We start from the raw sequence: 13,698 nt of genomic DNA on the forward strand, positions 1-13,698 counted from the left end.
GCCAAGGCGCTAAAGTAGTCCCTATAATCTCGCTTCTCCTGATGCCGGAATAGCTCAGACGGTAGAGCAGCGCATTCGTAATGCGAAGGTCGGGGGTTCGATTCCTCTTTCCGGCACCATCAAGTTTCCAGCAAAAAGCCCAGTCCTCGTGACTGGGCTTTTTGCTTTGCCGTCGCGCTTTGCTTCGCGATCGCTTGAACCGCGCGCCGCTGGCGAGACACTGCGCCGATCAGGAGACGGGCGCCTTTGGCATCGCCGCGTCGTCCAGCTTCGCTGCGCGGACGCGCCATGCTTGCGCCTTCGCGATGAACGCGCGGCACGCCGGCACCTCGATCAGGTAATAGCCGAGCGCTCCGCCGACCACGACGATGCCCAGTTCGACGAGCAGTATCAGCATGGCGACGATCGGGCTCTGCGGCACATGCAGCTTTCTGGCGACCTGGTTGCAGGCGATCTGCAGAATCGGGTGAATGAGATAAATCGAAAACGAAATCTCGCGGAGAAACACGGAGACACCCGAATACCGCTTTGCCGATCACGCCGCCGCTCGCCAGGCCCGCGATCACCAGCAGGATCGGTGGCAGCAGCATGAACGGCAGCGTGGTCGGCAGGCACATCAGAATCATCAGCGCGACGAGACCGACGCACATCGCGACCTCGCCGACCTCCCACGTCTTGACGAGCCGGAACAGCCAGTATCCGGCCATGAACTGCGGCACGATCCGCAGCACGCCGAATGTGGTCAGCCCGACGTCGCCGTCGTTGTAAAGGAAGCAGTACACGCACAACATCAGCCAGCACGCGAGCACGACTACACCGCAAGTCACTCGCGGCAGCCGGCTCAGCACTTTCGCGCACAGCGGAAACAGAAACAGATAGGCGAACCATTCGGCGCTGATCGACCACGACACGAAGTTCCAGCTCAGCTTGTTTTCGAGGCCCCATGCGTGAAGGAGCAGCAGGTTCTCGACCGCGGTGCGCGCGGTGTAGTCCACGTCGCTGTGCGCGAACTCGTGGCCGATGCGCTTTGCCGCGAAACACAGGCCGACGAATACCAGAAACGTCGCCAGATGCAACGGATACACACGCGCAAACCGTTTGACGATAAACGACCGATACTCGGCCCAGCCGAACACGGTCTCGCGCGATGGCAGATACGTATAGGCAAGGATGAAGCCGCTCAGCACGAAAAAGATGTCGACGCCCCAGACTCAGTTATCGACCAGTTGCACGATGCCGAGCGGCAGCACCCTTCGTTGTCGGCAAAATGATGGACGACCACGAGCAACGCCGCGAACGCACGTAGTCCAGTCAGGTTGTCGGTCTTTTGCATGGAATCTTCCTGGCCATCACGCCGGTGAGCGCGACACGGCGGCGCCCAATACAGGCGCGGCCACGCCCTGCGCGGCTTCCGGCAGCAGATAACCTTGATGCAACGAGGTTGCGAGGCAGAGCTATTCGCCCCGCGCAGCCGGCCGTGATGGACCGGCTATGGCCGGACTGATACGCGCGTGGTCGCCGATTCGCCCGGCAGCGGGTGCAAAGCCGACGGCGGCACGGCAATGCATCGTATAAGTTCGCTGCAAAGCGGTGTGTGCGCTAGCACACCACTTCATGCAAGGTCTCGAGGGTGAGCCGACGGCTTGCCTGAGGCCCGCTAACCGCCGCCGTTGCGCCTTCGACTCAGAGCCAGCCTGGTCGCGAATCGAGCGGATCGTATGACCGCGGCATCGCAAGGTTGCGCGCGACGACGGTATCGCCCCCGGCGATCGGCTGCTGGCGTGCGGCGCCGGAGGCGGCCAACGCTTGCGCGGGCGCCGACGCGAACCACAAGATCCTGCCGGCGCATTCGATGCCAACCTGTCGTCCGTTCCAGTAGACAGCGTTTTCCATCGCGATCCTCCCGAACATGAAGACCGTCATCATCCGCGCCGCTCGTCGTGGGTCCGTCTGCCACCGCACGTGCGGCGATTAGCAGTTGCTTTGACCCTAGGCGGCCATGCGCGCTGCGTTTGACTTGTCATTAAATGACGTGGTTTTGTCACAGCAATGCGTGAATGAGTTTGCCAGCCAACTGTCGGAAAGTGAATTGACGGCCAAAACTTTAAATAGTGTTTGGCGCGGTCAACGCGACGCGGAATGTGCCGTTTACAAAGAATCAGGCGGGAAGCTATGCAATGGGCAAACGACGAGCGCTCAGTCGGAAACGCGAGAATCATGCCGATGCGGCAATGCACAAGACTGTCACATGAAAGCGTTAGTGCAGCACGACGAAAATATCGACCGGTCGTGCTAAAACGCAAGGTGAGCAAGCGACGGAAGGGATTTGCGGAACGCAGCGAGATGCGCTGGCAGATCGAGCGGATTAAGCGAACGGCGAAACCCTATAGGCAGCCAGCCGATAAATTCTATTCAATCCCGCTGCTGACGCGTCGGCTTGTGCCGTTAAAGCAACAGAGACTGTATGACTCACATCGGACGCTGGTGCGATGCGGGGAACGAGGCCGATAATCGGTTCGCAAAGGAGAAAGATCATGGATGCAAAACCACCGAAGATTCCGACCCCGGACAAGGTTTATTACCCGGATCCGGAACCTGTGGCCGTGGAGTTTCTGGGCGCCGAGTTGCCCGAGCATGTTCGCGCTTTCTTCGACGAACAACGCAAGTCGTGCGATCCGAAATAACGGGGGCATTGGTGCGACGCAACGTTCGCGCTCGTTGAATTCCACGCGCGGCACACGACCGCACGCTCATCACGCGTCAAGCTTTCCGTTATGACGCTGTGCCAGTTCGCTCTATCGCAGAAGCAGCGCTGAGCCCCGCGGTTTCACGCCTACTGATGCGCGTGACCTTCTCGCGCCGACCGTTCTGCTCCCCGGCGACCCGTCCGAACTCGCTCGATGCACGCCATTGCGGGGCATCATTTATTCTTCTGGTTTTCCGTCAGCGGCCGCCCGGCCCCGTCCACTTCATGAATCGTTTGCATCGCTTCGGCGCCTCATGCGCGCTCGCCATCGCCGCCAGCTTCGCGTTGTCACCCGCCCCCGCCTTCGCCGATGGCGACGACACCGCACTGACCAACCTGATCGCGCTGGTTTCGCAGCGCCTTGCGCTCGCAGAGCCGGTCGCGCGCTGGAAGTGGGCGAACCACCAGCCGATCACCGATACCCCGCGTGAAAACGCGCTGCTCGCCGAAGTGGCCAAGCGCGCCGCGGCGGCAAACGTCGACCCGGCGTTCGCCCGCGCCTTCTTCCGCGATCAGATCGATGCAAGCAAGGACGTGCAGAACGCGCTGTTCGCGAACTGGCGCCGCACTCAGCCACCGCAAGGGCCGGCGCCCGATCTCGCGACCAGCACGCGACCGCAGCTCGACAAGCTGACCCAAGCGCTGGTGGCGAGTCTCGCGCGCGTGCAGCCACTGCGCGCGGCGGACGATTGTCCATCGCGCGTCGCACAATCGCTGGCTAACTGGAAAGGACTGACGCGCTATGACTCTGGCCATTCGGGCGCGTTGACGCGCGCACTGGGTCACGTGTGCGAGACGGGTGGGGTCGGCGCGACCGGCTGATTCCTGTCACGCCACGGCGCGCTGACGCTGGTCTAAGCGTCACACGACGATGCTCGACTCACGCGCGTCACGCGACACGCTCAACGGCATCACGCGCAGGCCGCGCGCCAGACCGCTTTGCAGGATACGGTACGTCGAGAGTTCGAACGGGCCGGCCATCGTCGACGCGTGCAGCTGGGCGGCCTGAACGAGCGACGGCGCGTGCCCGAGATAGCGCCAGCCGTCGACCACGTGGAAGATTCGCTGCGCGTCCTCGCGCTCCTCAAATACGATGGGTCCCTCGAACGGCCACGGCGCGTTCGCGGGATCGCTCTTCGTCACACGCGGCAACCGATTGTGGCCCGGCCGCAGCGTTGCGATCCACTGCGCTTCCGCGAGCATCGCGCCGAGTTCGCCGCCAGTCGCGCGCCATTCGACGCGTCGCACCAGCTGCGCGAGCCGCAGGTCCTTCGACGACCGCCGCTCGCCGCTCAGATGCGAGCGCAACCGCTGACGCACCCGCACGCTGCGCCCGACGTACAGCGGCACATCGCCTTCGCCATAGAACACATATACGCCACAGCCCGCCGGCGCGGTGTCGAGCAGATCCTCGGTGATATCGCCGGCCAGCCGGTAGCGCCGCGTCGTGCGCTCGATCTGCGCGCGCAGCGCCTCCAGCGGCACGAGCGTCGGCAGCCGCTGCCAGAACTGCCAGATTAAATCGGCGTCGGCGAGGGCACGGTGGCGGTCGGACGGCACCAGCGCATGGCGTTCGACCAGCGCATCGAGACCGTGGCGCTTTTCGCCGGGAAACAGCGCGCGCGATAGCCTCACCGTGCACAGCACGTCTGGGTCGAACGCGATTCCCGCGCGGCGAAATTCGCTGCGCAAAAAACCGCGATCGAAACTCGCGTTGTGCGCGACGAACAGCTTGCCATTCAGGCGCTCGAACAATGCGGGCGCAATCGACTCGAACGTCGGTGCGCCGCGCACCATCTGGTTCGTAATACCGGTCAGTTGCTGGATGAACGACGGAATCGGCTGCTGCGGATCGATCAGGCTGCTCCAGCGCGATACGCCGGCCGGTCCCACTTCGACGACACCGACTTCGGTAATACGGTGCTCGCCAGTGGAGCCGCCGGTCGTTTCGAGGTCGACGAAAACAATGGGTGCATCGAGCGCCGGTTCCGGCGAAAGCAGTTCAGACATGGGACAAGAGATGGGATGCAGGAATTTGCGGCAAGTATGCACCAGTTGGACATCGTGCATCCAGGTCGCGCTGGTGGCGCGCTCGGAAAATACGTCGGCGTGAGCTCCGGATTCTGCGCCGCTACCCCGCGGGACGCTTAAGCCAGACGATTAATCCCGACATCGCTCGATCCGTTTCCACGCATTATCTACCAGGCGATAGTGCGTGTTGTTGAATTCGGCGTTTACCGAACACTCGAGCTTTCAAGTTAGAGGGAGCCGCAAACAAAAACCCTCGCGCGGCGGCGAGGGCTTTTATTCCACACTGCGCGCGCGGCGCGGCCGGCGCAGCGCATTCACAGCGACTGGATGTTGGCCGCCTGTTTGCCCTTGGGGCTGGTCTTGACATCGAACGACACGCGCTGGTTCTCCTTCAGCGACTTGAAGCCCTCGCTGCGGATCTCCGAAAAGTGCGCGAACAGATCCTCGCCGCCCGCGTCCGACGTGATGAAGCCAAAACCTTTAGCATCGTTGAACCATTTGACGACACCAGTTTCCATTTCCTGTTTCCCTCTGTGATTTATCAAAGCGGGCATTGCCCTTGAGTCGATCTAGCCGATTAAATTGGCTATGTCTGATCGGAACGAAATCAGAAACAGCCAATGAGATTCGGCCTTGCCGTTATACGGGGAACGGAGAATGGTCGTCAAGTAAACCTTTTATATGCGTTTAGCGTATAAAAGGATAAGACTTCAAATCACCCCCAATATAATCCGCCCCGTCACTTTTACCGGGAGCAGGTTAATCGAGGTCTGTCAGTGGGAAATTTTGCGCCATGGCGAATTTAAATGTAACAAAATCCATCATTGCGTAAGTGCTTGTCCGAGTTGTTGCGGCGCAGCCCCGCTCGCATGATGCCAATGAGTGGTAGCGATGCTTCGGGAGGTTGCCATGCTGTTCATCCAAATTCGCCGTCTCTTCGCCTGGTTCGTCCATCCTCACAAAAGGGTCATATACGATCAGCCCGCGCGAACCGTGGATTCGTCCACTGTTTTCGACTTCGATCCCATGTGGCACGGAGACCATTGGCAGAATCTGCTGTCCTCGCCGATGGATGCGCGACGTTACGTGATGGAAGACTGGACCGCATCCCCGCTGGAGGGCTGGGACGACGCGGAAGGTACCGCGCCCGCTCACTAGACCAACCCACGAAGGGCTGGGCCAAAAAAAAGCGCGACTGGAAGGTCGCGCTGACAAGGTTTGGAGATCTTTTTCGTCAATGAAAAAGTCTGCTTCGAAAAGCAGAAGTTTAAGTATAGCCGCGGTACGCCGTTTCGATTATTCGCACGATCAACAATCCTCTATTGCCGCGATAACAACAATCGCTTTTTCTCGTTCTATAGCGTTGTTTTTCCGCATCGTTGGGTGTCGCAAATCAGCAACGCACTTCTGGAAAATGCGCACGCCGACTCCTCCGACTGAGACGCAATGCCTTGGTGCATAAGGCTTTGGCGGCAATTGGGGATCGTTTCTGCTCGCGTAATACTTTATTGCGTGAATCGGAACGCCAACTGCCGGAACGGTCTATCTACACTTTGCGTAATCGGAAACCGGCGCGAAAGTAGTCGACGCGCTTCTCACGCGGATTTCGCTTCTCGCAGCGATCGCGTGAAGGTCTCCCAAAGCCAGGGTTTTATACCTCTCTCGCTCTCGGAGTTATATCAATGAAGAAGACACTCATGGTCGCGGCCCTGTCGGGCGTTTTCGTCACGGCAGCGCATGCGCAAAGCAGCGTCACCTTGTATGGCCTGATCGACGCCGGTATCACCTATTCGAACAACCAGCACGGCCATAGTAACTGGCAAATGACGAGCGGCTCGGTGAACGGCAGCCGCTTCGGCCTGCGTGGGGCGGAAGATCTCGGCGGTGGTCTGAAGGCCATCTTCACGTTGGAAAACGGCTTTGGCATTAACGACGGCACGCTCAAGCAGAACAGCCGTCTGTTCGGCCGGCAGGCTTTCGTCGGTCTGTCGAGCAACGAGTTCGGCGCGGTCACGCTCGGCCGTCAATATGACAGTATGGTCGACTACGTCGGCCCGCTCGCGCTGACCGGCACGCAATATGGCGGCACCCAATTCGCACACCCGTTCGACAACGACAATCTGAACAACTCGTTCCGTATCGACAACTCGATCAAGTACCAGAGCGCGAACTATGGCGGCTTCAAGTTCGGCGCGTTGTACGGTTTCTCGAACCAGGCTGCCGGCTTCGCGAACAACCGCGCATACAGCGCCGGCGCGTCGTACAACTGGGGCGGCCTGAACGTCGCTGCCGCTTACATGCAACTGAACGCCAACGGCGCAACCAGCGCGTCCGCGGCATTCAATTCGGGTGGCGCGGTGTCGGGCGACAACACGTTCTTCGCGCAACGTCAGCAAACGTGGGGCGCAGGCGCCAACTACGCGTTCGGCCCGGCGACGGTTGGCCTCGTGTATTCGCAGACGAACCTGCACGGGCTCGCCGGCATCAGCCAGACCGCATCGGGTATCCCGAACGGCGTGGCGTTCCCCACCAACAGCGCCCAGTTCCAGAACTTCGAAGCCAATGCCCGTTACGCTCTGACGCCGGCACTGAGCCTCGCGGCCGCGTACACGTACACCCGCGCGAACCTGTCGAGCTCGCACGTGCACTGGAATCAGGTCAACCTGCAAACCGCCTACGCGCTGTCCAAGCGAACCGACGTGTATCTGCAGGGCGTCTATCAGGCGGCCAACGAAGGTTCGATCGTCGACGCCAATATCAACGGCCTCGGCGCGGCTTCGAGCAACAACAAGCAGGTCGCCGTCACCGCCGGTCTGCGTCACCGCTTCTGAGCACCGCGCAAGAACTGGCAGCACAGAAGGCGCCGTTCGCGGCGCCTTTTTTATGGCCGAGCCGAAGCGGGAATTTGCCCGGCTCCGAGCAAGCTTGCGTGCATGCCCCGGTCTTCGCCGGTGGCCTAGCGCCCGCTATCAGGCGGCGGATACTTGACGTCGAGAATATCGATCGACTGCGGACCGGCCGGAGTGAATAGTGTGACCGTGTCGCCGACTTTGGCCTTCAGCAGCGCGCGCGCAATCGGCGAGATCCAGCTCACGTGCCCGACATCCAGGTCGACCTCGTCGATACCGACGATCGTCACCTTATGCTCTTCGCCGTCCTCAGTGGCATAGTCGACCGTCGCGCCGAAGAACACCTGATCGACGTTTTCCTGCCGGCTGCTATCGACGACCTCGGCCAGATCCAGCCGCTTGGTCAAAAAACGAATACGCCGGTCGATTTCGCGCAGACGGCGTTTGCCGTAAATGTAGTCGCCATTCTCCGAGCGGTCGCCATTCGATGCTGCCCACGAAACCAGCTTGACGACCTCGGGCCGCTCGACATCGATCAGATGCAGCAATTCTTCGCGCATACGCCGATGACCGGCGGGCGTCATATAGTTTTTGGTGCCTGCGGGCACGTCGGGCTGGGCGACGTCGAGATCGTCATCGCTGTCTTCGCTCGACTCTTTGACAAAGGCCTTGTTCATAATGATCCAGTAACTGCTGCTAGCAACAACTTCGTAAAAGGTTACACGATCGAGCCTGCGACACAAATCACCGTGGTGGACTTCCATTTTTAGGATCTGTTGGCTATAATCTCGTTTCTGTGTGCGGCTGTAGCTCAGTTGGATAGAGTACTTGGCTACGAACCAAGGGGTCGTGGGTTCGAATCCTGCCAGCCGCACCACCTCATTCGAGGGTTTCCTGCCGGAAGTTCTCAAATTTCATCGGTTTTTGCAGTAAGCATCAAGGTTTCGCGTGCGGCTGTAGCTCAGTTGGATAGAGTACTTGGCTACGAACCAAGGGGTCGTGGGTTCGAATCCTGCCAGCCGCGCCACCCATGAAGGGCCTTCCAATCGGAAGGCCCTTTGTCTTTTGGCGCACTATACTCGCGCCCACGTGCGAGCAAGTCATCGCGGCGGCGACTGGATATCCCCAATTTGCCCGTCCGGGTGCGGCAAGTCCTCGACGACCCCGCCGACCGTTTGCTCGCTGATCGTCTCGGCCCGCATGCCGGTCAATGTTTGGCGCTCGAACAGCACGCCGTCGACGGTGTCGCCGAAATGGCTCCCGATAAACGCCCGCAGCAAGGCGATCCGTAGCGAGTCGCCCTGCCCTTCCGCGGCTCGATGCCCGTCCCTGAACTCAGCGATGCATACCGCGCCTTTATCGCTCTGCTCACGCACGTCGAGCCGCATCGCACGTTCGAGCACAACGGCTGCCGCCTCCCATGACTCGGAAGGCGTGAACCGCCCGTCCCACGGACGACCACGATCGTTGCCACGGATCGCAACAGTCTCGCCACTATCGGTAAAGTAGATTTCGCGCACGAAGTCGTGCAGGCTGCGCGCCACCCAGTAGTCGAGCGCCACGCCAGTGAGGTCGGACACGTTCATCTGCGTTCTCCCTGGGGTTCAGGTGAGACTTGCCTTCAGTCGTATCCTGAGCCGCACGAAAGATGCCTGACTGGCGTGAAGCGCCGGTCCGCGCCGCGCCGGCGCCCAGTACGAAGCCGCTCAGTAATCTGCGCGCTCACGGTCGATGCGCATGCCACCGTCATGGCGGTGATGCCCCTCTTCGCTCGGCCGCTCACGCGCGATACGCATCACGTCGGGGTTCGTGCGCACGCGCCGCATCACGTTGGCCAGGTGCACGCGGTCGCTGACCTGAATTACGAAGCGCAGAATCGTGGATTCCTGCGACAGATCTTCGTCCATCGCGATATGGACGATGTTCGCGTCCGCCGATGTGATGTCGGCCGCCACGCGCGCGAACACGCCCTTGGTGTTCTTGACCAGCACCTTCACCGCGACATCGAATAGACGCCCCGGCTGCGGCGCCCACGCAACGTCGATCCAGCGACCGGGATCGCGCCGGTGGATACGCTGTGCGACGCGGCAGTCGGTGGTATGGATCGCCATGCCAAGGCCGATGCCGATATAGCCCATGATGTCGTCGCCCGGAATCGGACGGCAGCAGGCGGACAGCTGCACCGACATGCCCTCGGTGCCGGTGATAACGACCGGCGGCGCATGCGGCGTCGACCCGGACTCGGAGCGCGAGCCGTCGTCGTCGGCGTCGCGCCCGCTCATCAGCACTTCGATGCGCTTGGCCATCACCGCGGCGACACGCCGGCCGAGACCGATGTCCGCGAAAATTTCCTGACGGTTCTTGTTGCCCGTCCACTGCACGAGCTTTTCCCACGCTTCCGGCGTCACGTCCGATAGCGCAAGACCATAGCCCTTCAACGCCTGATCGACCAGACGCTCGCCGAGCTGCACCGACTCGTTCAGACGCATCGTTTTCAGATAATGACGGATCGCCGAGCGCGCCTTGCCGCTGCGCACGAAACCGAGCCATGCGGGGTTCGGCTTGGAATACGGCGCCGTGATGACCTCGACGATGTCGCCGCTCTTCAGCTCGGTCCGCAACGGCAGCAGCTCGTTGTTGATCTTCACCGCGACGCACTGGTTGCCGAGGTCGCTGTGGATCGAATACGCGAAGTCGAGCGCGGTGGCGCCGCGCGGCAGCGCCATGATCTTCGACTTCGGCGTGAACACGTAGACCGCGTCCGGGAACAGGTCGATCTTCACGTGCTCGAGGAATTCACTCGAGTCGCCCGCTTCGCTCTGAATGTCGAGCAGCGACTTCAGCCACTGATGCGCGCGCTTCTGCACGTCGTTCAGGTCTGCACTGCCGTTCTTGTAGAGCCAGTGCGCGGCGACGCCCGCCTCGGCGATCTCGTGCATCTTGCGGGTTCGCACCTGAAACTCGATCGGCGCGCCGAACGGGCCGACGAGCGTGGTGTGCAGCGACTGATAGCCGTTTACCTTCGGGATCGCGATGTAATCCTTGAACTTGCCCGGCACCGGTTTAAAGAGCGCATGGAGCGCACCGATGCAGGTATAGCACTCGAGCGCGCTCTCCACGACCACACGAAAACCGTACACGTCGAGCACCTGCGAGAACGACAACTGCTTGTCGCGCATCTTCTTGTAGATGCTGAAGATGGTTTTCTCGCGACCCGTGACTTCGGCGTCGATTTGTGCGTCCGCGATGGCGCGCTGCACCAGTTCGAGAATCTTGCTGACCACCTCGCGACGATTACCGCGCGCAGCCTTGACGGCTTTTTCGAGCGTCGCGTAACGGTGCGGGTTGAAGTTCGCGAAGCTCAGGTCCTGCAGCTCGCGGTAGGTATTGTTCAGGCCGAGCCGATGGGCGATGGGCGCGTAGATGTCGAGCGTTTCGCGCGCCACGCGGCGACGTTTTTCAGCCGGCACGGCGCCGAGCGTACGCATGTTGTGCAGCCGGTCGGCGAGCTTCACGAGGATCACGCGAACGTCGCGCGCCATCGCGAGCAGCATCTTGCGGAAATTCTCCGCCTGCGCTTCCTCGCGATTGCGAAACTCCATCTTGTCCAGCTTGGACAAGCCGTCGACCAGTTCCGCGACCTTCGCGCCGAAGCGCTCGGCGAGCTCCGCCTTGGTCACGCCCTGGTCTTCCATCACGTCGTGCAGGAGCGCCGCCATGATCGCCTGGGCGTCGAGATTCCAGCCCGCGCAGATTTCCGCGACGGCGACTGGATGCGTGATGTAGGGCTCGCCGCTCTGGCGATACTGGCCGAGGTGGGCTTCGTCGCTGAAGTGGAACGCCGCCTTGATGTCCTTGATCTCTTCCGGCTGCAGATAGCCGGACAACGCGGACGTCAGATTGGCGATGGAGACGACGTCATGCCGGCGCGGCTGCTCCGGCGTGGCGGTCGGCCCGAACAGATGGCGAAACGATTGCTCGAGGACCGCGTCGATGTACTTGCGTGCAGACGAGGGCGAGTCGGCGTCGTGGTCCGCTTCCGTGGCGGTGGGCGGGGTAGCACTCATGGTCGCCTCCGGTAGCGGTCAGGATGGACGCAGTTCTGCACGTTGAGCAAGCCGGTTTGGCGAATACCGGGCAAGTCAAAAACGAAAATCCGTGCGCCTTAGACCGGCACCTTCTTCAGCATTTCGACGCCGACCTGACCCGACGCGATTTCACGCAGCGCGAGGACGGTGGGCTTGTCGCGGCTTTCGATCTTCGGCGTGTGGCCTTGGGCGAGCTGACGCGCGCGATAGGTTGCGGCAAGCGCAAGTTCGAAACGGTTCGGGATCTGTTTGAGGCAGTCTTCGACAGTAATGCGGGCCATGTTGGGTTCCTTCTCAGTATGTTGCTTATTCTACCTTATGTGCCTGACACCACGCCGCGCTCACGCGTGCGGCAGGTGGATGCCGAGCTGCATGAAAAGCTGCGTGTGACGCGCGTACTGCGATGCGAAGCGCGAGCGCGTCGCGCCGACGAGGCACCGCAGTTCGGCGAGCGCGCGATCGAAGTTCTCGTTGATCACGACGTACTCCGCTTCGGCCGCGTGCGCCATCTCGCCGCCCGCCGCGAGCAGGCGTCGCGTGATCACGTTCGGCTCGTCCTGACCGCGCTTTTTCAGCCGCTCTTCGAGCGCGTCGAGCGACGGCGGCAGAATGAAAATTTCGACCGCGTTGTGGAATTGCTTCTTCACCTGCTGCGCGCCCTGCCAGTCGATTTCGAGTAGCACGTCATGGCCGTTTTTCATCTGATCCTCGATCCACACGCGCGACGTGCCGTAGTAGTTGCCGTGCACTTCCGCGCTTTCGAGAAACTCGCCCGCGTCGTGACGCTGCATGAAATCCTCGACGGTCGTGAAGTGATAGTGTTCGCCGTCCTGCTCTTTCGGACGGGGCGGGCGCGTCGTGTACGAGATCGACAGACGGATCGCGTCGTCGCCTGCGAGCAGCGCGTTCACGAGCGTCGACTTGCCCGCGCCCGACGGCGCGACGACCATGAACAGATTGCCGGGGTAAGCGCCGGCGTACGGATGGCGCGCCGCGCCGCTTTCGCGTGGATGATGGTCGGTCATGATGTGTAGGGCTCCAGCCTTATTCGAGATTCTGTACCTGCTCGCGCATCTGTTCGATCAGCAGCTTCAGCGTCATCGACGAATCCGCGAGTTCCTTCGCCGCCGCCTTCGAACCGAGCGTGTTCGCTTCGCGGTTCAGCTCCTGCATCATGAAGTCGAGCCGCTTGCCGACCTTGCCGCCTTTCTCGATGACGTGACGCGTTTCGTTCAGGTGCGCGGTGAGGCGCGACAGCTCCTCGGCGATGTCGATGCGAATGCCGTACATCGTCACCTCCTGGCGAATCCGCTCGTTGATCTCTTCGCGCGACACGATCGTCGCGGCAGCATCCGGCGCGGCGATGCCAAGTGCTTCCTGCAAACGCTCGACGATCTTCTGCTGATGCCGCGCGATCAGCTCGGGCACGAGCGGCGTGATCTTCACGACGATCGCCTCCATTTCGGTGACGTTGGCGAGCAGCATCGTCGCGAGTTGCGCGCCTTCGCGCGCGCGCACGTCGATCAGGTCCGCGATCGCTTGCTTGCCGCACGCGAGCACCGCTTCGCGCAGCGCCTCGGGCGCGATGCCGCTTTCGGCGAGCACGCCCGGCCAGCGCATGATTTCGCCGGCGCGCAGACGGCCGGCTTCCGGAAACGCGTTGAGGACCGTGCGCTCCAGCTGCGCGAGTTGTGCGAGCGCGTCCCGGTTGACCGCGCCCGCGTTCGCCGACTGCTCGCTGCGCTGCAGGTTCACGCGAATGTCGACCTTGCCGCGCGACAGCTTGTTCATCAGCATCTCGCGCAGGGTGGGCTCGACGACGCGCACGTCTTCCGGCATGCGGAAGTTCAGATCGAGAAAGCGCGAGTTCACCGTGCGCAATTCGACCGACACGCTGACGCCGCCAGTGCCCGAGGCCGCCACGAGTTCGCGGGTGGCGCTCGCATAGCCAGTCATGCTGTAGATCATCGTATTTCTCGCGATT

At 61.6% G+C, this 13,698-nt stretch carries 14 protein-coding genes and 3 tRNA genes; 7 read left to right on the forward strand and 10 right to left on the reverse strand.

Going from position 1 to position 13,698, the window contains the following annotated elements:
* Nucleotides 1–43 precede the first annotated feature (43 nt).
* Nucleotides 44–119 (forward strand) — tRNA-Thr (locus BJG93_RS11945).
* Here BJG93_RS11945 and BJG93_RS11950 read toward each other — a convergent pair.
* Nucleotides 120–1,187: an acyltransferase family protein gene (locus BJG93_RS11950; RefSeq protein WP_027198490.1), complete on the reverse strand. Its 1,068-nt coding sequence runs from the start codon at nt 1,185–1,187 to the stop codon at nt 120–122.
* 496 nt (nt 1,188–1,683) lie between these two features.
* The gene (locus BJG93_RS11955) at nt 1,684–1,893 is read right to left on the reverse strand and encodes a hypothetical protein (protein ID WP_027198491.1); all 210 of its coding nucleotides are present in this window, start codon (nt 1,891–1,893) and stop codon (nt 1,684–1,686) included.
* A 641-nt stretch (nt 1,894–2,534) separates the two neighbouring features.
* On the opposite strand from BJG93_RS11955, the gene BJG93_RS11960 reads away from it, so the two are divergent.
* Both BJG93_RS11960 and BJG93_RS11965 read left to right on the forward strand, forming a co-directional pair.
* Nucleotides 2,535–2,684 (forward strand): hypothetical protein, encoded by a 150-nt coding sequence (locus tag BJG93_RS11960; protein ID WP_027198492.1) that lies wholly within the window; start codon nt 2,535–2,537, stop codon nt 2,682–2,684.
* A 287-nt stretch (nt 2,685–2,971) separates the two neighbouring features.
* Nucleotides 2,972–3,568: a chorismate mutase gene (locus tag BJG93_RS11965; RefSeq protein ID WP_027198493.1), complete on the forward strand. Its 597-nt coding sequence runs from the start codon at nt 2,972–2,974 to the stop codon at nt 3,566–3,568.
* 39 nt (nt 3,569–3,607) lie between these two features.
* On the opposite strand, the gene BJG93_RS11970 is transcribed toward BJG93_RS11965, so the two are convergent.
* Nucleotides 3,608–4,756 carry an exonuclease domain-containing protein gene (locus tag BJG93_RS11970; protein WP_027198494.1) on the reverse strand — a complete coding sequence of 383 codons (1,149 nt, stop codon included), beginning with the start codon at nt 4,754–4,756 and terminating at the stop codon, nt 3,608–3,610.
* Nucleotides 4,757–5,091: 335 nt separating this feature from the next.
* A complete protein-coding gene (locus BJG93_RS11975; RefSeq protein WP_027198495.1) occupies nt 5,092–5,295 on the reverse strand; it encodes a cold-shock protein in 204 nt (67 codons plus the stop codon).
* 391 nt (nt 5,296–5,686) lie between these two features.
* Between BJG93_RS11975 and BJG93_RS11980 the strand changes: the two genes are divergently transcribed.
* Together BJG93_RS11980 and BJG93_RS11985 are read left to right on the forward strand one after the other, a co-directional pair.
* Complete coding sequence (locus BJG93_RS11980) at nt 5,687–5,935, forward strand: hypothetical protein (RefSeq protein WP_027198496.1); 249 nt, start codon at nt 5,687–5,689, stop codon at nt 5,933–5,935.
* Between the two features lie 524 nt (nt 5,936–6,459).
* The gene (locus tag BJG93_RS11985; protein WP_027198498.1) at nt 6,460–7,608 is read left to right on the forward strand and encodes a porin; all 1,149 of its coding nucleotides are present in this window, start codon (nt 6,460–6,462) and stop codon (nt 7,606–7,608) included.
* Between the two features lie 125 nt (nt 7,609–7,733).
* Here BJG93_RS11985 and greB read toward each other — a convergent pair whose 3' ends face one another.
* On the reverse strand, nt 7,734–8,303 hold the full coding sequence (gene greB / locus BJG93_RS11990; RefSeq protein WP_027198499.1) for a transcription elongation factor GreB: 570 nt from the start codon (nt 8,301–8,303) through the stop codon (nt 7,734–7,736).
* A 123-nt stretch (nt 8,304–8,426) separates the two neighbouring features.
* On the opposite strand from greB, the gene BJG93_RS11995 reads away from it, so the two are divergent.
* Nucleotides 8,427–8,503, forward strand: a tRNA-Arg gene (locus BJG93_RS11995).
* A gap of 73 nt (nt 8,504–8,576) precedes the next feature.
* Nucleotides 8,577–8,653, forward strand: a tRNA-Arg gene (locus BJG93_RS12000).
* Nucleotides 8,654–8,726: 73 nt separating this feature from the next.
* Here BJG93_RS12000 and BJG93_RS12005 read toward each other — a convergent pair.
* The 5 genes from BJG93_RS12005 to BJG93_RS12025 all read right to left on the reverse strand — a co-directional run bounded on the left by BJG93_RS12005 (nt 8,727) and on the right by BJG93_RS12025 (nt 13,682).
* Entirely contained in the window at nt 8,727–9,212 is a 486-nt protein-coding gene (locus BJG93_RS12005; RefSeq protein WP_027198500.1) for a phage protein NinX family protein, read from the reverse strand.
* Nucleotides 9,213–9,332: 120 nt separating this feature from the next.
* A complete protein-coding gene (locus tag BJG93_RS12010) occupies nt 9,333–11,693 on the reverse strand; it encodes a RelA/SpoT family protein (protein WP_027198501.1) in 2,361 nt (786 codons plus the stop codon).
* Nucleotides 11,694–11,791: 98 nt separating this feature from the next.
* Nucleotides 11,792–11,995, reverse strand: a complete 204-nt coding sequence (gene rpoZ, locus BJG93_RS12015) for a DNA-directed RNA polymerase subunit omega (protein WP_008921215.1) — start codon at nt 11,993–11,995, stop codon at nt 11,792–11,794.
* A 60-nt stretch (nt 11,996–12,055) separates the two neighbouring features.
* Nucleotides 12,056–12,739: a guanylate kinase gene (gene gmk / locus BJG93_RS12020; RefSeq protein ID WP_027198502.1), complete on the reverse strand. Its 684-nt coding sequence runs from the start codon at nt 12,737–12,739 to the stop codon at nt 12,056–12,058.
* 19 nt (nt 12,740–12,758) lie between these two features.
* Complete coding sequence (locus BJG93_RS12025; RefSeq protein ID WP_027198503.1) at nt 12,759–13,682, reverse strand: YicC/YloC family endoribonuclease; 924 nt, start codon at nt 13,680–13,682, stop codon at nt 12,759–12,761.
* Nucleotides 13,683–13,698 lie beyond the last annotated feature (16 nt).

The organism is Paraburkholderia sprentiae WSM5005 (assembly GCF_001865575.2).
GTDB classification, from domain to species: domain Bacteria; phylum Pseudomonadota; class Gammaproteobacteria; order Burkholderiales; family Burkholderiaceae; genus Paraburkholderia; species Paraburkholderia sprentiae.

Bases quoted from the DNA above. Each gene is read 5' to 3' on its own strand.
- BJG93_RS12010 (WP_027198501.1), bottom strand. From the start codon at position 11,693: ATGAGTGCTACCCCGCCCACCGCCACGGAAGCGGACCACGACGCCGAC.
- BJG93_RS11975 (WP_027198495.1), bottom strand. From the start codon at position 5,295: ATGGAAACTGGTGTCGTCAAATGGTTCAACGATGCTAAAGGTTTTGGC.
- BJG93_RS11980 (WP_027198496.1), top strand. From the start codon at position 5,687: ATGCTGTTCATCCAAATTCGCCGTCTCTTCGCCTGGTTCGTCCATCCT.
- greB (WP_027198499.1), bottom strand. From the start codon at position 8,303: ATGAACAAGGCCTTTGTCAAAGAGTCGAGCGAAGACAGCGATGACGAT.
- rpoZ (WP_008921215.1), bottom strand. From the start codon at position 11,995: ATGGCCCGCATTACTGTCGAAGACTGCCTCAAACAGATCCCGAACCGT.
- BJG93_RS11970 (WP_027198494.1), bottom strand. From the start codon at position 4,756: ATGTCTGAACTGCTTTCGCCGGAACCGGCGCTCGATGCACCCATTGTT.
- BJG93_RS11985 (WP_027198498.1), top strand. From the start codon at position 6,460: ATGAAGAAGACACTCATGGTCGCGGCCCTGTCGGGCGTTTTCGTCACG.
- BJG93_RS11955 (WP_027198491.1), bottom strand. From the start codon at position 1,893: ATGGAAAACGCTGTCTACTGGAACGGACGACAGGTTGGCATCGAATGC.
- BJG93_RS11960 (WP_027198492.1), top strand. From the start codon at position 2,535: ATGGATGCAAAACCACCGAAGATTCCGACCCCGGACAAGGTTTATTAC.
- BJG93_RS12025 (WP_027198503.1), bottom strand. From the start codon at position 13,682: ATGATCTACAGCATGACTGGCTATGCGAGCGCCACCCGCGAACTCGTG.
- BJG93_RS11965 (WP_027198493.1), top strand. From the start codon at position 2,972: ATGAATCGTTTGCATCGCTTCGGCGCCTCATGCGCGCTCGCCATCGCC.
- BJG93_RS12005 (WP_027198500.1), bottom strand. From the start codon at position 9,212: ATGAACGTGTCCGACCTCACTGGCGTGGCGCTCGACTACTGGGTGGCG.
- gmk (WP_027198502.1), bottom strand. From the start codon at position 12,739: ATGACCGACCATCATCCACGCGAAAGCGGCGCGGCGCGCCATCCGTAC.